This is a genomic window from Pseudomonas sp. 3HC3, from assembly GCF_044904505.1.
Taxonomy (GTDB): Bacteria; Pseudomonadota; Gammaproteobacteria; order Pseudomonadales; family Pseudomonadaceae; genus Aquipseudomonas; species Aquipseudomonas putida_Y.
The window spans coordinates 1-19757 of record NZ_JADDRH010000028.1 but is presented as its reverse complement, the minus strand read 5'-3'; the positions used below and the strand labels follow the sequence as shown (position 1 = coordinate 19757).

General features: G+C 62.7%; 14 protein-coding genes and 1 other RNA gene. 6 read left to right on the top strand and 9 right to left on the bottom strand.

Annotated elements, in window-relative coordinates:
* Positions 1 to 22: 22 nt before the first annotated feature.
* Together INQ47_RS24300 and INQ47_RS24295 are read right to left on the bottom strand one after the other, a co-directional pair.
* Complete coding sequence (locus tag INQ47_RS24300; protein ID WP_404702799.1) at positions 23 to 298, bottom strand: hypothetical protein; 276 nt, start codon at positions 296 to 298, stop codon at positions 23 to 25.
* A 364-nt stretch (positions 299 to 662) separates the two neighbouring features.
* Entirely contained in the window at positions 663 to 1151 is a 489-nt protein-coding gene (locus INQ47_RS24295; RefSeq protein ID WP_404702798.1) for a DUF2938 domain-containing protein, read from the bottom strand.
* Positions 1152 to 1234: 83 nt separating this feature from the next.
* Here INQ47_RS24295 and INQ47_RS24290 point away from each other — a divergent pair, with 83 nt between their 5' ends.
* Positions 1235 to 1654: a helix-turn-helix domain-containing protein gene (locus INQ47_RS24290; protein ID WP_103462252.1), complete on the top strand. Its 420-nt coding sequence runs from the start codon at positions 1235 to 1237 to the stop codon at positions 1652 to 1654.
* Between the two features lie 28 nt (positions 1655 to 1682).
* On the opposite strand, the gene ffs is transcribed toward INQ47_RS24290, so the two are convergent.
* From ffs to INQ47_RS24265, 5 genes are all read right to left on the bottom strand, one after another.
* An RNA gene (gene ffs, locus INQ47_RS24285) (signal recognition particle sRNA small type) lies at positions 1683 to 1779 on the bottom strand.
* A 225-nt stretch (positions 1780 to 2004) separates the two neighbouring features.
* Positions 2005 to 4335: an NAD-dependent DNA ligase LigA gene (gene ligA, locus INQ47_RS24280; RefSeq protein WP_404702797.1), complete on the bottom strand. Its 2331-nt coding sequence runs from the start codon at positions 4333 to 4335 to the stop codon at positions 2005 to 2007.
* A gap of 235 nt (positions 4336 to 4570) precedes the next feature.
* A complete protein-coding gene (gene zipA, locus INQ47_RS24275) occupies positions 4571 to 5464 on the bottom strand; it encodes a cell division protein ZipA (protein ID WP_209967297.1) in 894 nt (297 codons plus the stop codon).
* Positions 5465 to 5669: 205 nt separating this feature from the next.
* Positions 5670 to 9158: a chromosome segregation protein SMC gene (gene smc, locus INQ47_RS24270; protein WP_404702796.1), complete on the bottom strand. Its 3489-nt coding sequence runs from the start codon at positions 9156 to 9158 to the stop codon at positions 5670 to 5672.
* A gap of 3 nt (positions 9159 to 9161) precedes the next feature.
* On the bottom strand, positions 9162 to 9821 hold the full coding sequence (locus INQ47_RS24265; protein ID WP_003254317.1) for a GntR family transcriptional regulator: 660 nt from the start codon (positions 9819 to 9821) through the stop codon (positions 9162 to 9164).
* 268 nt (positions 9822 to 10089) lie between these two features.
* On the opposite strand from INQ47_RS24265, the gene xdhA reads away from it, so the two are divergent.
* The 4 genes from xdhA (at position 10090) to guaD (ending at position 16216) form a co-directional block, all read left to right on the top strand.
* On the top strand, positions 10090 to 11544 hold the full coding sequence (xdhA, locus tag INQ47_RS24260) for a xanthine dehydrogenase small subunit (RefSeq protein ID WP_404702795.1): 1455 nt from the start codon (positions 10090 to 10092) through the stop codon (positions 11542 to 11544).
* Positions 11537 to 13936 carry a xanthine dehydrogenase molybdopterin binding subunit gene (xdhB, locus tag INQ47_RS24255; protein WP_404702794.1) on the top strand — a complete coding sequence of 800 codons (2400 nt, stop codon included), beginning with the start codon at positions 11537 to 11539 and terminating at the stop codon, positions 13934 to 13936. The genes xdhA and xdhB overlap by 8 nt, the downstream gene beginning before the upstream one ends.
* A 119-nt stretch (positions 13937 to 14055) precedes the next feature.
* Positions 14056 to 14901, top strand: coding sequence for a xanthine dehydrogenase accessory protein XdhC (gene xdhC, locus INQ47_RS24250; protein ID WP_404702793.1), 846 nt, complete (start codon positions 14056 to 14058; stop codon positions 14899 to 14901).
* A gap of 10 nt (positions 14902 to 14911) precedes the next feature.
* A complete protein-coding gene (gene guaD, locus INQ47_RS24245) occupies positions 14912 to 16216 on the top strand; it encodes a guanine deaminase (protein ID WP_088513761.1) in 1305 nt (434 codons plus the stop codon).
* On the opposite strand, the gene aqpZ is transcribed toward guaD, so the two are convergent.
* Both aqpZ and INQ47_RS24235 read right to left on the bottom strand, forming a co-directional pair.
* Positions 16213 to 16911, bottom strand: coding sequence for an aquaporin Z (gene aqpZ, locus INQ47_RS24240; RefSeq protein WP_021783019.1), 699 nt, complete (start codon positions 16909 to 16911; stop codon positions 16213 to 16215). The two genes, guaD and aqpZ, sit on opposite strands and share 4 nt — an antisense overlap.
* Positions 16912 to 17060: 149 nt before the next feature.
* A complete protein-coding gene (locus INQ47_RS24235) occupies positions 17061 to 17816 on the bottom strand; it encodes a GntR family transcriptional regulator (protein WP_021783018.1) in 756 nt (251 codons plus the stop codon).
* Positions 17817 to 18098: 282 nt separating this feature from the next.
* Here INQ47_RS24235 and INQ47_RS24230 point away from each other — a divergent pair, with 282 nt between their 5' ends.
* Positions 18099 to 19448, top strand: a complete 1350-nt coding sequence (locus INQ47_RS24230; RefSeq protein ID WP_404702792.1) for an NCS2 family permease — start codon at positions 18099 to 18101, stop codon at positions 19446 to 19448.
* The last annotated feature ends 309 nt before the right edge of the window (positions 19449 to 19757 follow it).

Below are 19757 nucleotides of genomic sequence, written 5' to 3'. Positions count from 1 at the left end.
AATCTCTATCACAAACTCAACGTCACCAGCCTTTACGCTCAAACGCCAAGCTGACAGCATCCGCCTGCCCCCAGGCAATCTGCATGGCCCGCAACCCATGCTCCAATAACTGCCTGGCTTCTTCGTCCTGAATGCGCTCAAGCGCCCGCCGGCTATCACTGTAGGCGAACATCAGGTAGTGGGAAACATTCATCAACGCGAACTCCATCGGGACGATGCCTTCGCTGATCGCGCGGGAAAGGGATTTACCTTGGGGAAGATCGAAGACGTGGGGTGGATCGGGGACCAGTTTTTTCATGACAGCTCCGTGTTGGCTGTGTTGTCCCCTTCTGCTTCCACGCATTAGGGTGGCAACTGTACGCGGGGTGGAAGACCAGGCACACGGTAGACCCGGCAGGTACGAATACCTCCCGCGCACAGCCGCCATAAATGACAACTGTCCCATGTGCCACCCAGGCTTCCACACCCGATCGCTGAACTGACAGCGACCGCGAAAGCCTAGTGGGCGAGGTTGACCGGGACAATCAGACGGGAGTCGACGGAACACGTAGGATAATTCGCTATGCCTGCCTGACGTGTAGGGGCTTTCCTAGACCGTTATCAGACCTATCTTAAAAGCGGGCACTCTGATCATGTGCTTACTGTAATCGGGTTCCCTGTCTTCACACCAAAGCCCGTAAATACGCACTCAAGAACAACCCCACACCAAACACAAAATGCGTGACCAGGCTCTTCAAACAGTTCCGCGCAGGTGTCGGCGTTCTGGACGCAAAGAACCCTGCCCCCATGGCCGGCTGCATGAAGCACAGCGGCGCCACGACTGTACCCACACCCACAACTACTGCAGATAAAAGAGTAGGCGATCGCAACCAGCCCTCCCCTACGATCACAAGCAGCAGCATCGCGAAAAGCACGCCGGTGGCGTAGTGAATCACCCATCCCCACGCCAACTCATTTCGCACCGGTTCCGCTTTGGCAATCGCTTGGTGCGAAACACGCCCGCCTAGCAAGTGCCCCGCCCAACGCCCGACCATGGCAAAGTTCAGCGTTGCCACACCCAACCGCCTCAGCAGCAGCCCCCACAGGTCCATCACTACTGTGGCACCGATGCCAATCGGCAACGCAGCTAAAAACATAGCAGTAAACGTCATTGAACAAGCCCTCGAAAGTTGACGGTCCTTACCCATGCCGCGCAGCATAGAAGTTGAAGTCAACTTCAAGTCAAGGGCCCGAAATGGACATTGCCGACGTCGCCAAACGCACAGGCGTACCTGCATCGACACTCCGCTACTACGAGAAGAAAGGCTTGCTCAAGTCCCTGGCCGGGCGCGGCCAGCGACGACAGTTTGCAGCCGATGTGGCGGACAGGCTGGCGCTGATCGCCCTGGGGCAGGCTGCGGGGTTTTCGCTGGATGAAGTGGGGGCGATGCTGGTGGACCTGCAGGTCGACCGGCAGATGCTGAATGCCAAGGCAGACGAACTTGACGCGCGGATCAGGCGCTTGCAGGCCATGAGCAAGGGGTTGCGCCATGCAGCTCAATGCCCTGAGAAAGATCATCTGGCATGCCCGAAATTTCAGCGGCTGATGAAGCTGTCAGCGGCGGGAGCATTGGGCGAAAAGCAGGAAAGAACGAAGGCGTTCGTTACAGATTGAGGTTTTCCGACCCCAGAAATGGAGGCGGCCCCACCAGCCACACCCCGGCACTCGATGTTCCCGCTATGGCTGCTCCCTTCCGGGCCTGACCAGGTTAACGGGTAATCAATGCGGGGGGACCGATGGGGCCACCACTACATGCCTCGCTGAGCAGCGAGTGGCGCCATTGTACCGGTCTTTGGGGCAGATACAACCACTGCGGCAGAAAAAGTCATCATTTCTCAATGACTTGTCAGGGTCGAGGCGGCCTGGACGGGCCCATTCGCGGGTAAACCCGCTCCTACGGGTGACCGCGCAGGCTTTTCAAATTTTGAGCAAGACAGTTGCCCCCCACAGGGGGGCGCGGATGCCTAGACCGCTATGCCCTGCTCGGCCAGGAATGTGACGAAGGCATCTTCGTCCAGTACCTTCACACCCAGCGCAGCAGCCTTGGCCAGCTTGGAGCCTGCCCCCGGTCCTGCCACCACGCAGTGGGTCTTGCCGGAAACCGAACCCGCCACCTTGGCCCCCAGGCTTTCCAGCTTGTCCTTGGCAATGTCCCGGCTCATGCGCTCCAGGGTGCCGGTCAGCACCCAGGTCTGACCAGCCAGTGGCAAGCCTTCAGCCACTTTCTTCTCGTTGCGCCAGTGCATGCCGAACGCCAGCAGCTGTGCCTCGATGTCCCGCGCCAGCTTCTGGTTCGCTTCATCCTTGAAGAACTCGCGCACCGCGTCTGCCTGCTTCGCCGCCAATGCCTGGCGCAGGTCGATGCCGTCGGCGGCGATGATCTTGTCCAGGCTGTCGAGCCTGGCCACCAGCTTCTCGGCGCCGGTAGGGCCGACAGAGGCGATGTCGAGCTTGGCGATCATCCCGGCCAAGGTGGTGCTGGCAGCGAACTCGGCGGCCAGCTCGCCTTCGTCCTGCAACTGCATACCGCTGTCGAGCAGTTGCTGGATAACCTTCTGGTTGTGCTCGTCTTCAAAGAAGTTGTGGATCTCGTAGGCAACCTCCAGGCCGATGTCCGGCAGGTAGGTGAGCACCTGCGGCAGCGCCTGCTGGACGCGGGCCAGGCTACCCAGCGAGCGGGCCAGCACCTTGGCGGTCTCTTCGCCTACATCAGGAATGCCCAGGGCGTAGATGAAACGCGCCAGGCTCGGGCGCTTGCTGGCTTCAATGGCATCGAGCAACTTCTTGCTGGACACCTCGGCGAAGCCTTCAAGGCCGACGATCTGCTCGAACTGCAGCTTGTACAGGTCAGCCGGCGAGCCGATCAGGCCCTCATCCACCAACTGCTCGACGCTCTTCTCGCCCAGGCCGTCGATGTCCATGGCGCGGCGCGATACATAGTGAATGATCGCTTGCTTGAGCTGGGCGCCGCAGGCCAGGCGGCCGACACAGCGGTACACCGCGCCTTCGCTGGTGGTTGCCTTGCCTTTGCTGCGCTTTACCAGCTGGGTACGCTCGACCTGCGAACCACACACCGGGCACTCGCTTGGTACGTCTACCGGGCGGGCGTCTTGCGGACGACGCTCCAGCACCACCTGCATCACCTGCGGGATCACGTCGCCGGCCCGGCGAATGATCACCGTATCGCCAATGCGCAGGCCAAGGCGCGCGATTTCGTCCATGTTGTGCAGGGTGGCGTTGGACACGGTAACCCCAGCCACCTTGACCGGCTTCAGCCGCGCCACAGGCGTGACTGCCCCCGTACGGCCAACCTGGAACTCGACATCCAGCACCTCGGTCAGCTCTTCCATGGCCGGGAACTTGTGGGCAATCGCCCAGCGTGGCTCACGGGCGCGGAAGCCCAGCTCGCGTTGGGCGGCCAGGCTGTTGACCTTGAACACTACCCCGTCGATCTCATACGGCAGGCTGTTACGCCGCTCGCCAATGTCGCGGTAGTAGGCCAGGCATTCCTCTATGCCGGCCGCATGCTTGAGCTCGCGACTGATCGGCAGGCCCCATACTTTGAGTTGCTCGAGGATGCCGATGTGGCTGTCGCCGATACTTTCGGACACCTGGCCAACGCCATAGCAGCAGAACTCCAGCGGACGGCTGGCGGTGATTTTCGAGTCCAGCTGGCGCAAGCTGCCAGCGGCGGCATTGCGCGGGTTGGCGAAGGTCTTGCCTCCGACCTCGGCCTGGGCGGCATTGAGCCGGTCGAAACCGGCCTTGCTCATGTACACCTCGCCGCGCACCTCCAGCACCGCCGGCCAGCCCTCTCCCTGCAGCTTGAGCGGGATATTGCGCACAGTGCGCACGTTGGCACTGATGTCTTCTCCGGTCGTGCCATCGCCACGGGTGGCCCCCTGCACCAGCTGGCCGTCGCGGTACAACAGGCTCACGGCCAGGCCATCAAGCTTGGGTTCGCAGCTGTAGTCGACCGCGCCAGGCTGATCGAGGCCTTCTACCACGCGACGGCCGAACTCACGCAGGTCGGCTTCTTCGAAGGCGTTGCCCAGGCTGAGCATGGGCACTTCGTGACGCACTTGGCTGAACGCCGCCAGGGCAGCTCCACCCACACGTTGGGTGGGCGAGTCAGGGGTTACCAGGTGCGGGTGTTCGGCTTCCAGCGCCTTGAGCTCGTTGAACAGGCGGTCGTATTCGGCATCGGGCACGCTGGGCTCGTCGAGCACGTAGTAGCGATAGTTATGCTGATCGAGCTCGGCACGCAGTTCGAGGATACGGGATTCGGCGGTCATGGGATTGTCTTCTCTTGCAAAGCAAAAGAGCAGCTTGGGGTGGTGCGTGGGGTTCCAGGTGTCTGTTGACTGTGCCGGCCTCTTCGCGGGTAAACCCGCTCCTACAAGGGCGTCACATGCCCTAGGGCGGTGATGTACCTGCAGGAGCGGGTTTACCCGCGAAGAGGCCGGCACAGGCAACGACGATACCCGAACCGGCCAGCACGCCCTCAGGCTGCTCTTTCGTCTGGATCTGTCAGCGTTTCTGGGTCAGCGCGCGGCGCTCGAACTCGACGATACGCTGGCGGTAGTGCTCGATGGTCTGGGCAGTCAGTACGCTGCGCTGGTCATCCTTGAGCTCACCGTTCAGTTCGTGGGCCAGCTTGCGTGCCGCGGCAACCATCACATCGAAGGCCTGCTTCGGATGACGCGGGCCCGGCAAGCCGAGGAAGAAGCTCACAGCGCGGGTGCTGAAATGATCGATGTCGTCCAGGTCGAACACGCCAGGCTTGACTGCGTTGGCCATCGAGAACAGCACCTCGCCGTGACCGGCCATGCTCTCGTGGCGGTGGAAGATGTCCATTTCGCCGAAGCGCAAGCCACTTTCCAGGATGTTCTGCAGCAACGCCGGGCCCTTGAAGCCCCCCTCGTCGCGGGAGATCACGCTGATGACCAGCACCTCTTCGGCGGGTGGCAACTCCTTGACGCTGCTGCTGGCAGGCGCTGCGCCGCTGCTACGGTTGTTGTCGGCGGCAAAGTCGTCATCGCTGTCGGCAAACAGGTCGGGCTCGCGCTGCTCGGCGCTCAGGTTCAGGTCACCCTGCTGCACATCGGCAGCCGCACTGGCACGCTTGCCGCGCTTGCTGGCCTTGACCGGCTTGGGCTCACGCTCGCGATCACGCGCAGACGCGCTGAGCGACGGCAGGTCGCTTTCGTCAAGCTCAGGCTCCTTGTGGGTATCGAGCACTCGCGACGGGCCGAGCACCTCGGCACTGCCACCCTCTTCGTCCGGCAGGTTGGAATAACTGCGATCCAGACGGAATTTCAACTTGCCTTTGCCGCCGCGCATGCGGCGCCAGCCGTCGAAAAGAATCCCGGCAATAACAATGATGCCGATAACGATCAGCCACTCGCGCAGACCGATTTCCATGTAATCCCGTGCCTCTATAAAAATATGCTTGAAAACAAAGGGTTCAAAGCCCTTTAACACGTGGCGCCAACTCTATGTTCTGACAGGCGTTTTACCCACGCAAAAAACGAGTGACATTAAGCTAGCACGACCAAAGACAACTTTACACCGTCTGTCGCACACGGCGGGGGCATTTCGCTACAGAATGTGCCCCTATCGTCGTACATCAAGCGTCGACCATGGCCATGGCCGCCTCCACATCAACCGCAACAAGGCGTGAACAGCCCGGCTCATGCATGGTCACCCCCATCAATTGATCCGCCATCTCCATCGCAATCTTGTTATGGGTGATGTAGATGAACTGCACGCTTTCACTCATTTCCTTGACCAGACGCGCATAGCGCCCGACGTTGGCATCGTCCAGCGGCGCATCGACCTCGTCGAGCATGCAGAACGGTGCGGGGTTCAACTTGAAGATGGCAAACACCAGCGCCAAAGCGGTCAGTGCCTTCTCGCCGCCGGACAGCAAATGGATGGTGCTGTTCTTCTTGCCCGGGGGGCGCGCCATGATCGTCACCCCTGTATCGAGTAGATCTTCGCCCGTCAGTTCCAGATAAGCGCTGCCACCACCGAAAACTTTTGGGAAAAGTGCCTGTAATCCGGCATTTATCTGATCAAAGGTATCCTTGAAGCGGTTGCGGGTTTCCTTGTCGATCTTGCGGATGACGTTTTCGAGGGTCTCCAGCGCTTCGACCAGGTCGGCGTCCTGAGCGTCCAGGTAACGTTTGCGCTCGGACTGCTGCTCGTATTCTTCGATGGCCGCCAGGTTGATCGCCCCCAGGCGCTGGATGCGCACCTCAAGCTGCTCCAGTTCCTGTTCGGTACCCTGCTCGCTGGCCTCGGCTTCCAGGGTGGCGAGCACGCCTTGCAGGTCATAGCCGTCGGTCAGCAACTGCTCTTGCAGGGTCTTGCGCCGCACATCCAGGCCCTGGCACTCCAGGCGCAGTTGCTCCAGTTGACCGCGCAGCAACTGGGCCTGCTGCTCGGCCTGGGTGCGGCGCTTTTCGGCATCGCGCAGTTCGCGGTCGGCTTCGTCCATGTGCAGGCGAGCCAGGCGCATTTCCTCGTCGACGCTCATGCGCCGCTCCAGCAGTTCCTCCAGCTTCAGGCGCAGTTCTTCCTGCGGGGCTTCCCCCTCCTCCAGGTTCAGGCTCAGTTGTTCCTGGCGCTCGGTCAGGCGCGCAGCTTGCAGCTCCAGGCGCTCCAGAGCCTGGCGGGTAGAATCGTACTGGGCGCGCAGCGAACCCAGGCGTACCGCCAACTGGTGAGCGTGATCCTTGTGCTGACGGGCCTCCTGACGCACCCGGTCAAGGCTTTCGCGCAGGGTATCGCGGCGGGCCATCAACTGTTCGCGCTGCTCGGTGTCCTGGGCCATGAGCTCCAGAGCCTCTTGCAGCAGCAGGCGTGCTTCGCCCAGTTGCTCGTGTTCCAGGGCGCGCTGCTCTTCCAGCTCGCCCAGCTCTTCGTGCAGGCGGCGGCGGCGCAACTCGACCTGCTCGGCGCGCGCGCGGCTGGCCGAAAGACTGGCCTTCAGCTCGCCGTGCAGGCGGTTTTCATCCTGTGTACGGCGGCGCAACTGTTCGCGCTGCTCCTCCAGGTCCAGTTGCTGCTCGCGCAGGGCCTGCAACTGTTGATCGAGCTGTTCCAGCGCCGCTTCCTGTACCAGTTGCTCCTGGCCCAGGCGTTCGATTTCCTGGCCACGCGCCAGCACGCCGCCTTCGGCCTCGCCACCCCGGCGCACCCGCAGGAAGTGCCGGCCGACCCAATAGCCATCGCGACTGACCAGGCTCTGCCCTTCGCCGAGCGACCCGCGCTGCTCCAGTGCCTGGGCCAGGTCTTCCACAGGCCTGACCTGGCCCAGCCAGGGCGCCAGGTCGATACGGCCCTCGACCTTCTCCAGCAAGCTGCCGGGCAACGTCGCCCCCGCGCCGACGGCCAGCAGCAAGCGCAGTTCACCCTGCTCCAGGCCCGCAAAATCGAGGTCGTTGAAATCGTCCACCAGCACGGCCTGCAGATCGGCACCAAGCACGGTCTCTACCGCCAGCTCCCAACCCGGCTCCACCCGCAAGCCTTCAGCCAGCCGCGGCTGTTGCTCCAGCCCTTGGCCGTGCAGCCATTGCGCAGCACCTGCGCCCGGCTCCAGGGCGGCCTGCTGCAAGGCTTCAAGCGAGGCCAGGCGCCCGCCCAGGCGCTGCAGGTCGCCCTGTGCCTGCTGTTGCGCCTGGGTGGCCTGCTGCAGTTGCTCGCGTGCGTTTTCCAGGCGCTCGATCACCTGCTCTTCGCAGAGCTGCAGTTCCTCCAGCAGCATTTCGCTGCTGGCCAGTTGCTCGGCCAGTTCGAGCATGGCGGCATCCTGCGGGTCGCTGCCCAGTTGCTCGCGCTCCTCGACCAACTTGCGCTGGCGCTCGGCCTGGCGCTCAAGACTGGTTTCCAGCTGCTGCAGGCGCGCCTGCTGCACTTCGGCCTGGCGGCGCGGTTCGGCGGAGCGGCTGTTGAAGCTGTCCCACTGCTCCTGCCAGCCGTGCATGCCCAGCTCGGCCTCTTCAAGCGCGGCAGCGGCTTCCTCGGCAGCCGCCAGGGTCATTTCCTGCTCGGGTTCGAGCATGACCAGCTCTTCGCCCAGGGTTGCCAGCAAAGTACGGTCGTGCCCCAGGTGCGATTCGGTTTCCAGGCGCGTGCGCTCGGCTTCCTTGAAGTCGTCCTGCAACTGGCGCAGGCGCTGCTGGCCGTGCTGAATGCTCTGCTCAACCCGGGCGATGTCACCGGCCACCGAGTAGAAACGGCCCTGCACCTGGTTGAAGCGTTCGGACAGTTCGTGATGACCGTCGCGCAGGCGTTCGATACTGGCATCGGCATTGCGCTGCTCGGCCACCAGCGCCTCGTGAGAAACGCCCTGGTCGCCGATCACCGATTCGCGCTGGCGGACTTGTTCGTCCAGGCCTCGCCAGCGCAAGGCAGACAGGCGCGCTTTCATCTGGCGCTCCTGAGCCTTGTACTCACGGTACTTCTCGGCGGCCTGGGCCTGGCGATGCAGACGCTCCAGCTGGCGCTCGAGCTCTTCGCGCAGGTCGGTCAGACGCGCTAGGTTTTCCTGGGTGCGGCGGATGCGGTTCTCGGTTTCACGGCGGCGCTCCTTGTATTTGGAAATGCCCGCCGCTTCCTCGATGAAGTTTCGCAGCTCCTCGGGCTTGGCCTCGATCAGCTTGGAGATCATGCCCTGCTCGATGATCGAGTAACTGCGCGGCCCCAGACCCGTCCCGAGGAAGATATCGGTGATGTCACGCCGGCGGCACTTGGTGCCGTTGAGGTAATAGCTGTTCTGCCCGTCGCGGGTAACCTTGCGGCGGATCGAAATCTCGGCGTAGGCGGCATACTCGCCGACCAGGGTGGTTTCGCTGTTGTCGAACACCAGTTCGATACTGGCCTGGCTGACCGGCTTGCGGCCACTGGAGCCGTTGAAGATGACGTCCGTCATCGACTCGCCGCGCAGGTTTTTCGCCGAACTTTCGCCCATCACCCAACGCACCGCGTCGATGATATTGGACTTGCCGCAGCCGTTTGGGCCAACCACGGCCGCCATGTTGCTGGGGAAGTTGACCGTGGTCGGGTCGACGAACGACTTGAACCCGGCCAGGCGAATGCACTTCAGGCGCATCGGTCAGCCTCTGGCCAGTGCCGCCAGCACCAGTTCGCAGCTGCGCTGGCCATAGGCGGTGAGCACCTCGCGAATGCGCGGCAGGTCGCGGGAGACCACGGCTTCGAGCAGGCGGGCGAACAGGTCGAGATAGTCGATCATGTTGGCCTGGCGCTGGTCCAGCGACAGGTAATAGGCACGGCTCATGGCCGGTTGCAGGTTTTCCACGGTTTCCTGCAGGAACGGGTTGTCGGCGAACGGATAGGCCGCACGCATGACCGCAAAACTGTCGGCGACGAAGGTCTTGATGTCGAGCTGGTCATGGGCACGCTGCAGCCGCTGCTGGATCTCCAGAAACGGGCGCAGGTCGGCTTCGGTGCGCCATTTTTGCGCAACCGCATTGCCCAGCAGGATGTAGAACTCGCCCATCAGCGAGCACAGGCTACGAACGCTGCGTTCGTCCAGTTCGGTGACATGGGCACCACGTCGCGGCAGGATCGCCACCAGATGGCGGCGTTCGAGGATCAGCAGTGCTTCGCGCACCGAGCCGCGGCTGACGTTGAGCGCCTGGGTAACCTTCTGCTCCTGGATACGTTCGCCCGGCGCCAGCTCGCCGCGGATGATGCGTTCGGCCAGGTAATCGGCAATCTGCTCGGAGAGGCTGTCCGGGGCCTTGAACGTCATGGTTTTCCTTCAAAATCATTGAACTGGGCACAGGGGGCGAATTGTAGCGTACTTGGGCGGTAATCGCGCAGAGGGGCCAGGTGGTTTATTTGACCTTTCAGACAGCCACGCACCCGGCGCGATCTATGCTTGGAATAGAGGCAGTGTGTGCGGCTGGGCATGGATACGTGCATTTTCTTGACCCTTGAGTCAGAAAAATATTGACCTGCCAGACAGGTCTTGCTTAGAGTCCGCCCAACAACAATAAAACCATTGCGAGGCCATCCCCGTGATCCAGTTTCTCGTCAACCAGGAGCTGCGTAGTGAGCACGCCCTGGACCCTAACATGACAGTGCTGCAGTACCTGCGCGAGCACCTGGGCAAACCCGGCACAAAGGAGGGCTGCGCCAGTGGTGACTGCGGTGCGTGCACCGTGGTGGTCGGTGAACTGAGCCAGGACGACCAAGGCAACGACAGCCTGCGCTACCGCAGCCTCAATTCGTGCCTGACCTTTGTGTCGTCGCTGCACGGCAAGCAACTGATCAGCGTCGAGGGGCTCAAGCACCAAGGCCAGCTGCACAGCGTGCAACAGGCCATGGCCGATTGCCATGGATCGCAGTGCGGCTTCTGCACCCCCGGCTTTGTCATGTCGCTGTTCGCCCTGCAAAAGAACAGCAGCGGCCCTGACCTGCACCAGGCCCAGGAAGCCCTGGCTGGCAACCTGTGCCGCTGCACCGGTTACCGGCCGATCCTCGACGCCGCCGAGCAGAGCTGCCGCCAGCCCTGCCGCGACCAGTTCGATGCCCAGCAGGCGCAAACCATCAGCCGCCTCAAGGCCATTGCCCCGACGCAGACCGGCGAGCTGAACAGCGGCGACAAGCGCTGCCTGGTGCCGCTGACCGTGGCGGATCTGGCCGACCTTTACAGCTCGCACCCCGAAGCGCGGCTGCTGGCCGGTGGTACCGACCTGGCGCTGGAAGTCACCCAGTTCCACAAGACCTTGCCCGTGATGATCTACGTCGGCCACGTGGCCGAGCTCAAGCGCATCGAGAAAACCGCCAGCCACCTGGAAATCGGCGCCGCCACCCCGCTCACCGACTGCTATGGCGCGCTTAACGAGGAATATCCCGACTTCGGCGCCCTGCTGCACCGCTTTGCCTCGCTGCAGATACGCAACCAGGGCACCCTCGGCGGCAACATCGGCAACGCCTCGCCAATCGGCGACTCGCCACCCCTGCTGATTGCCCTGGACGCGCAGGTGGTGCTGCGCCAGGGTGAACGCCAACGGGTGATGCCGCTGGAAGACTACTTCATCGACTACCGCATCACGGCTCGCCAGGACAGCGAGTTCATCGAGAAGATCATCGTACCGCGCGCCTCCAGTGACTGGGCGTTCCGCGCCTATAAAGTGTCCAAGCGCCTGGACGATGACATCTCCGCCGTGTGCGCAGCCTTCAACCTCAGCATCGAAGACGGTGTGGTCAGCGGTGTGCGTATCGCCTTCGGCGGCATGGCGGCGATTCCCAAGCGCGCCCGCGCCTGTGAGGCGGCGCTGCGCGGCAAGCCGTGGGACCAGGCTGCCATCGAGCGCGCCTGCCAGGCCCTGGCCGAGGACTTCACCCCGCTCAGCGACTTCCGCGCCAGCAAGGAATACCGCCTGCTGACCGCGCAGAACCTGCTGCGCAAGTATTTCATCGAACAGCAAACACCGTACATCGAAACCCGGGTGACCGCTTATGTCTAACCATCACGTAGCCAAGAGCCAGGCCGAGATGGCCGAACTGTTCAGCCAGGACCTGACCACCGGGGTCGGCCGCAGCGTCAAGCACGACAGCGCCGACAAGCATGTATCGGGGGAGGCGCTGTACATCGACGATCGCCTGGAATTCCCCAACCAGTTGCACGTCTATGCCCGCACCGCCGACCGCGCCCATGCGCGCATCCTGCGCATCGACACCACGCCGTGCTATGCCTTCGAGGGTGTGCGTATCGCCATCACCCACGAAGACATCCCCGGCCTGAAGGACATCGGCCCGGTGGTGGCCGGCGACCCGCTGCTGGCCATCGACAAGGTCGAGTTCTTCGGCCAGCCGGTGCTCGCTGTCGCTGCCCGCGATCTTGAAACCGCACGCAAAGCGGCCATGGCCGCCATCGTCGAGTACGAAGACCTGGAACCGGTGCTGGACGTGGTCGAGGCGCTGCGCAAGAAGCACTTCGTGCTCGATAGCCACACCCATCAGCGCGGCGATTCGGCTGCTGCCCTGGCCAACGCCCCGCACCGCATTCAGGGCACCCTGCACATCGGCGGCCAGGAGCACTTCTACCTCGAAACGCAGATTTCCTCGGTCATGCCTACCGAAGACGGCGGCATGATCGTCTACTGCTCCACGCAGAACCCCACCGAAGTGCAGAAACTGGTCGCCGAAGTGCTCGACGTGCCGATGAACAAAGTGGTGCTGGACATGCGCCGCATGGGTGGCGGCTTTGGCGGCAAGGAAACCCAGGCCGCCAGCCCGGCATGCCTGTGCGCGGTAGTCGCGCGCCTGACCGGCCAGCCAACCAAGATGCGCCTGCCGCGGGTCGAAGACATGACCATGACCGGCAAGCGCCACCCGTTCTACGTCGAGTATGACGTGGGCTTCGACGACAACGGCCGGCTGCACGGTATCAATTTCGACCTGGCCGGCAATTGCGGCTACTCGCCCGACCTGTCCGGCTCGATCGTCGACCGCGCCATGTTCCACTCCGACAACGCTTACTACCTGGGCGATGCCACCGTCCACGGCCACCGCTGCAAGACCAACACCGCCTCCAACACCGCCTACCGTGGCTTTGGCGGCCCACAGGGCATGGTCGCCATCGAGCAGGTGATGGACCATATCGCCCGTCATCTGGGCCGTGACCCGCTGGCCGTGCGCAAGGCCAACTATTACGGCAAGACCGAACGCAACGTCACCCACTACTACCAGACCGTCGAGCACAACATGCTCGAAGAGATGACCGCCGAACTGGAAGCCAGCAGCGACTACGCCGAACGCCGCGAGTCGATCCGCCGCTTCAACGCCAACAGCCCGATCCTGAAGAAAGGCCTGGCACTGACACCGGTCAAGTTCGGCATTTCGTTCACCGCCACCTTCCTCAATCAGGCCGGTGCACTGATCCATATCTACACCGACGGCAGCATTCACCTGAACCACGGCGGTACCGAAATGGGCCAGGGCCTGAACACCAAGGTGGCCCAGGTGGTGGCGCAGATCTTCCAGGTGGACTTCAGCCGCATCCAGATCACCGCCACCAACACCGACAAGGTGCCTAACACCTCACCTACGGCTGCGTCCAGCGGCGCCGACCTGAACGGCAAGGCGGCGCAGAACGCGGCTGAAATCCTCAAGCGCCGCCTGACCGAGTTTGCCGCACGGCACTATAAGGTGACCGAGGAAGACGTCGAATTCCGCAACGGCCATGTGCGGGTGCGCGACCAGATCGTCAGCTTCGAGCAACTGGTGCAGCAGGCTTACTTCGCTCAGGTGTCGCTGTCCAGCACCGGGTTCTACCGCACACCGAAGATCTTCTACGACCGCAGCCAGGCCCGCGGCCGGCCGTTCTACTACTTCGCCTTTGGCGCTGCCTGCGTCGAAGTGATCGTCGATACGCTGACCGGCGAATACAAGATGTTGCGCGCCGACATCCTGCACGACGTGGGCGATTCGCTGAACCCTGCGATCGACATCGGCCAGGTAGAGGGCGGCTTCATCCAGGGCATGGGCTGGCTGACTACCGAAGAGCTGGTGTGGAACGCCAAAGGCAAGCTGATGACCAACGGCCCGGCCAGCTACAAGATCCCGGCCGTGGCCGACATGCCACTGGACTTGCGGGTAAAACTGGTGGAGAACCGCAAAAACCCGGAAGACACCGTGTTCCACTCCAAGGCCGTGGGCGAGCCACCGTTCATGCTCGGCATCGCTGCCTGGTGTGCAATCAAGGATGCCGTGGCCAGCCTCGCCGACTACCGCGTGCAGCCGCAGGTGGATGCGCCAGCCACACCTGAGCGGGTGCTGTGGGGCTGCGAGCAGATGCGCAAGGCAGTGGCTGAAACACAGTCGCGCGAACTGGAACTGGAAACCATCACCCCCTGACAACGCAAGGCCCTGGTAGGAGCGGGTTTACCCGCGAATGCGATATCAGCTTCACCGCTACATTCGCGGGTAATCCCGCTCCTACCCGGGTCGGCAGCATGGCTTAGAGAGGTTGCATCATGCACAAATGGATCAACGCCCTCGCCGACCACCAGTCACGTGGCGAAGCCTGCGTGCTGGTGACCATCATCGAGGAACGCGGCTCGACACCGCGCAATGCCGGCTCAAAGATGGTGGTCAGCGCCAGCGGCCTGTTCGACACCATCGGCGGCGGGCACCTCGAATACAAAGCCTTGCACATCGCCCGACAAATGCTCGAAGAGCAGCGCACCACCCCGCACCTGGAGCGCTTCAGCCTCGGCGCCAGCCTGGGCCAGTGTTGCGGCGGCGCCACCGTGCTGCTGTTCGAGCCGATGGCCGCTGTGCAGGCGCAGATCGCCGTGTTCGGCGCGGGCCATGTCGGCAGGGCTCTGGTACCCTTGCTCGCCGCGCTCCCCTGCCGGGTGCGCTGGATTGACTCGCGTGAACAGGAATTCCCCGAACTCATCCCCAAGGGGGTGACCAAGGTCGTCAGTGAGGAACCGGTCGACGAAGTCGCGGACCTGCCGCCCGGCAGCTACTGCATCGTCATGACCCACAACCACCAGCTCGACCTGGAACTGACCGCCGCCATTCTCAAGCGCAACGATTTCACCTGGTTCGGCCTGATCGGCTCGAAGACCAAACGGGTCAAGTTCGAGCACCGCCTGCGCGAGCGAGGTTTCGACGAGGCCGTCATGGCACGCATGCGCTGCCCTATGGGCCTGACCGAGGTCAAGGGCAAGCTGCCCATCGAGATCGCCGTGTCTATCGCCGGTGAAATCATTGCCACTTACAACGCCTGCTTCGGCCAGCACGACGCTGCCGCCAATGCCGGCCCCATTGCCCAATTGCTGCCGCCCTCCCGCCGCAGCCAAGCCATTTGACGAGTGTGTTATGACCGTTACCCGCAAAGCCTACCGTGCCGCCATCCTGCACAGCATTGCCGACCCGGCCGAGGTGGGCCTGGAGGCTTCCCATGAATACTACGAAGACGGCCTGCTGGTGGTCGACGATGGCCGCATCAGCGCCGTTGGGCACGCCAGTGAACTGCTGCCGACGCTGGATGCCGGCATCCCGGTCGAGCACTACCAGGACGCGCTGATCACCCCGGGCTTCATCGATACCCACATCCACTTCCCGCAGACCGGCATGATCGGCTCGTACGGCGAGCAGCTGCTGGACTGGCTCAACACCTACACCTTCCCCTGCGAAAAGCAGTTCGCCGACAAAGGCCACGCCGACCAGGTGGCGAAGATCTTCCTCAAGGAACTGCTGCGCAACGGCACCACCACTGCGCTGGTATTCGGCAGCGTGCACCCGGAGTCGGTCAACGCCCTGTTCGAAGAAGCCGAGCGCCTGGACCTGCGCCTGATCGCCGGCAAAGTGATGATGGACCGCAATGCCCCGGACTACCTGACCGACACCGCCGAGTCCGGCTATGCCGAAAGCAAGGCACTGATCGAGCGCTGGCACGGCAAAGGCCGCCTGCACTATGCAGTGACCCCACGCTTCGCCCCAACCAGCACGCCGGAACAATTGACCCTGGCCGGCCAATTGCTCAAGGAGCACCCGGGCGTGTACATGCACACGCACCTGTCGGAAAACCTCAAGGAAATCGACTGGGTCAAGTCGCTATTCCCCGAGCAGAAGGGTTATCTGGACGTCTACGATCACTTCGAGCTGCTGGGCGAGCGCTCGGTGTTTGCCCACGGCGTGCACCTGTGCGACGACGAGTGCCAGCGCCTGGCCGAAACCGGCTCGGCCGTGGCTTTCTGCCCCACCTCCAACCTGTTCCTCGGCAGCGGCCTGTTCAACCTGCCCCAGGCCGAGCGGTTCAAGGTCAACGTGGGCCTGGGTACCGACGTTGGCGCCGGCACCAGCTTCTCTCTGCTTAACACCCTGAACGAGGCATACAAGGTGATGCAGCTGCAAGGCGCGCGCCTGCACCCGTACAAATCGCTGTACCTGGCCACCCTCGGCGGCGCTCGCGCGCTACGCCTGGACGACCGTATCGGCAGCCTGCGCCCGGGCAACGATGCCGACTTCGTGGTGCTGGACTACAAGGCCACGCCACTGCTGGACTACCGCATCCAGCAGTCCAACAGCATCGAAGAAACCTTGTTCGTGCTCACCACCCTGGGCGATGACCGTACCGTGCGTGAAACCTACGCCGCCGGGCGCTGCGTGCACCAGCGCTAAGGTTCTTTCGCCAGGCCCCGATACAGCGCGCCGCCGATTGCAGCACCGATCAGCGGCGCCACCCAGAACAGCCACAGCTGCTGCAGGGCCCAGCCACCGACGAACAAGGCCGGCCCCGTGCTACGCGCGGGGTTGACCGAAGTATTGGTGATCGGGATCGAGATCAGGTGGATCAGGGTAAGGGCCAGACCGATGGCGATGGGTGCAAAACCTGCCGGTGCGCGAGAGTCGGTCGCACCCATGATCACCACCAGGAACATGGCGGTCATCACCACTTCACTGACAAAGCCCGCACCCAGCGTATAGCCACCGGGTGAGTGGTCGGCGTAGCCGTTTGAAGCCAACCCCGAAGACAACTCGAACCCGGCCTTGCCGCTGGCGATGAGGTAGATCACCCCGGCCGCCAGGATGGCACCGATCACCTGGGCGATCACATAAGGCAGCAGCTCTTTGGCAGGGAAGCGCCCGCCTACCACCAGCCCGAACGACACGGCAGGGTTTAGATGGCAGCCCGAGATATGGCCGATGGCGAAGGCCATGGTCAGTACGGTGAGGCCGAAGGCGAAGGCGACACCGAGCACACCGATGCCGAGAGGGGAACTGGCTGCGAGTACCGCACTGCCACAGCCACCAAGGACCAGCCAGAAGGTGCCGATCAGTTCGGCCCCCATGCGTTTACCCAGGGACATGCTCATGAATCCGTTCCTCAAGAAGTTGAACGCAACGAATGCGCAAGCCCAACTGCTTGATGAAGGTTTGCTCACAAGAATTTAGCAGACCTTTGGGTTATGGCCAGTAGTGGCTGGGGGCTGCCGTGCAGCCCCTCGATCACACCGGCAAACGATCAACCCTTGACGGAAACCTTGGGCTTTTTCAACAGATGCGAGAACACCGCATGCAAATCGTCCGAGGCGCTCTCCTCGTCCAGGTTCAGCTTGCTGTCGATGTGGTCCATGTGATGCATCATCAGGCTCACGGCCTGCTCGGCATCGCGCGCCTCGATGGCATCGATAAGCTGCATGTGCTCATCGTAAGAGCAGTGCGAGCGGTTGCCGCTTTCGTACTGGGCAATGATCAGCGAAGTCTGCGAGACCAGGCTGCGCTGGAAACTTACCAGCGGTGCATTGCCCGCCGCTTCGGCCAGCTTGAGGTGGAACTCACCGGAAAGGCGGATGCCGGCACCCCGGTCACCGCGCGAGAAGCTGTCGCGCTCCTCACGCACCATCTGCCGCAGCTCGTTGAGCTGGTCGAGGGTAGCATGCTGCACCGCCAGCTCGGTGATGGCGCGTTCGACCATGCGCCGCGAGAAGAACACCTGGCGCGCCTCTTCCACGGTCGGGCTGGCCACCACCGCGCCGCGGTTGGGCCGCAGCAACACCACGCTTTCGTGGGCCAGGCGCGACAAGGCGCGGCGGATGATGGTGCGGCTGACGCCAAAGATCTCGCCCAGCGCTTCCTCGCTCAACTTGGTGCCCGGAGCCAGACGCTGCTCGAGGATGGCCTCGAAAATATGCGCGTAGACGATGTCGTCCTGGGTACCGCTGCGGCCGGCCTTGCCGACTCGTGCAGGTTTTTTCAGAGGTTGCAGCTGTTCGTTCATGGGCTCTCGAGGCACGAAGAGAAAGTATGGCGCCATTGTACACAGGCTGAGGCGATTCCGCAGGGGGCGTTTTACCTATATAGCCGTTGTACGACGCATTGCGCATACAAAACATAAAACATTATTTGCATTATTTGTACACAAAAGCATAATCCATCGAGCAACTTCTTGACCCTTGAGTCAACAAACGGTCAGACGTCTGCCTTCCCTCGCGGAGCCGCCAAGTGCATTGCGCAGGAAACTGGCTCCATAACAACAAGAAAGACTTGAGGAGTACCCGCTGTGGAAAGCCGCAAATCCGAAGCCCCTACGCTGGATCTCGCCCCACCGCTCGAAACGAGCTGGCTGGAGCGGATTTTCAAACTCAAGCAACACGGCAGCACCGTCAGAACCGAAATGATCGCCGGGGTGACCACCTTCATCACCATGGCCTACATCATCTTCGTCAACCCCAACATCATGGCCGACGCCGGCATCGACCATGGTGCCGCTTTCGTCGCCACCTGCATCGCCGCCGCGCTGGGCTGCCTGCTGATGGGCCTGTACGCCAACTGGCCGGTAGGCCTGGCGCCAGGCATGGGGCTCAATGCCTTCTTTACCTACACCGTGGTCGGCACCATGGGCTACAACTGGGAAACGGCGCTGGGGGCGGTATTCGTCTCGGGCGTGTTGTTCATGTTCCTGACCTTGTCGAAAGTGCGCGAATGGCTGCTCAACAGCATCCCGGTCAGCCTGCGCCATGCCATGGGGGCCGGCGTCGGATTGTTTCTCGGGCTGATCGGCCTGAAGACCGCAGGCATCATCGTCGACAGCCCTGCCACCCTGATCAAGCTGGGCTCGCTGCATGAACCGGGGCCGCTGCTGGCAGCCGTGTGCTTCCTGCTGATCGCCATCCTCAGCTACAAGCGGGTCTTCGGCGCGATCCTGATCAGCATCATCGGTGTCACCGTCGCAGGCTGGGGCCTGGGCCTGGTCAAGTTTGGCGGGGTGATGTCGATGCCGCCGAGCCTGGCGCCCACCTGGATGGCCATGGACGTGGCTGGCGTGTTCAACGTCAGCATGATCAGCGTGGTGCTGGCGTTCCTCTTCGTGCACATGTTCGACACCGCCGGCACCCTGATGGGCGTCGCGCAACGGGCCAACCTGGTGGCACCGGACGGGCGTATCGAGAACCTGTCGAAGGCGTTGAAGGCTGACAGTGCCTCGAGTGTGTTCGGCGCGGTGGTAGGTGTACCGCCGGTGACCAGCTATGTGGAGAGTGCTGCGGGGGTTGCCGCAGGTGGCCGAACCGGCCTGACAGCTGTGGTGGTAGGCCTGCTGTTCATCGCCGCGATGTTCTTCGCGCCGCTGGCCGGGATGATTCCTGCCTACGCGACAGCAGGTGCACTGATCTACGTTGCGATGCTGATGATGAGTAGCATGGCGCACATCCATTGGGATGAGGCCACCGACAGCATTCCGGCGATCGTCACGGTGATCATGATGCCGCTGACGTTCTCGGTCGCCGATGGTATTGCCCTGGGCTTCATCAGCTATGTGGCCTTGAAGGCGGGTACCGGCAAGTACAAGGAAATCTCGGCCAGCCTGTGGGTGCTGTGCGCGATCTTCATTGCCAAGTTCGTGTTCCTCTGACCGAGGGCGCTTCTACCCCGGGGGTGGACAGTTGGATACAGCCCGTCGTAGGAGCGGGTTCACCCGCGAAGAGGCCGGCCCTGCTGGCCAATCCCCACCCGCCGTTCACCGTTGCTGCCGCCACCGTATTCGCGGCTAAACCCGCTCCTACCACGGGGGTGGACAATTGGATACAGCCCGCTGTAGGAGCGGGTTCACCCGCGAAGAGGCCGGCCCTGCTGGCCAATCCCCACCCGCCGTTCACCGTTGCTGCCGCCACCGTATTCGCGGCTAAACCCGCTCCTACCACGGGGGTGGACAATTGGATAC

Bases quoted from the DNA above. Each gene is read 5' to 3' on its own strand.
- smc (WP_404702796.1), bottom strand. From the start codon at position 9,158: ATGCGCCTGAAGTGCATTCGCCTGGCCGGGTTCAAGTCGTTCGTCGAC.
- INQ47_RS24290 (WP_103462252.1), top strand. From the start codon at position 1,235: ATGGACATTGCCGACGTCGCCAAACGCACAGGCGTACCTGCATCGACA.
- xdhB (WP_404702794.1), top strand. From the start codon at position 11,537: ATGTCTAACCATCACGTAGCCAAGAGCCAGGCCGAGATGGCCGAACTG.
- guaD (WP_088513761.1), top strand. From the start codon at position 14,912: ATGACCGTTACCCGCAAAGCCTACCGTGCCGCCATCCTGCACAGCATT.
- zipA (WP_209967297.1), bottom strand. From the start codon at position 5,464: ATGGAAATCGGTCTGCGCGAGTGGCTGATCGTTATCGGCATCATTGTT.
- ligA (WP_404702797.1), bottom strand. From the start codon at position 4,335: ATGACCGCCGAATCCCGTATCCTCGAACTGCGTGCCGAGCTCGATCAG.
- aqpZ (WP_021783019.1), bottom strand. From the start codon at position 16,911: ATGAGCATGTCCCTGGGTAAACGCATGGGGGCCGAACTGATCGGCACC.
- INQ47_RS24265 (WP_003254317.1), bottom strand. From the start codon at position 9,821: ATGACGTTCAAGGCCCCGGACAGCCTCTCCGAGCAGATTGCCGATTAC.
- INQ47_RS24295 (WP_404702798.1), bottom strand. From the start codon at position 1,151: ATGACGTTTACTGCTATGTTTTTAGCTGCGTTGCCGATTGGCATCGGT.
- xdhC (WP_404702793.1), top strand. From the start codon at position 14,056: ATGCACAAATGGATCAACGCCCTCGCCGACCACCAGTCACGTGGCGAA.
- INQ47_RS24235 (WP_021783018.1), bottom strand. From the start codon at position 17,816: ATGAACGAACAGCTGCAACCTCTGAAAAAACCTGCACGAGTCGGCAAG.
- INQ47_RS24300 (WP_404702799.1), bottom strand. From the start codon at position 298: ATGAAAAAACTGGTCCCCGATCCACCCCACGTCTTCGATCTTCCCCAA.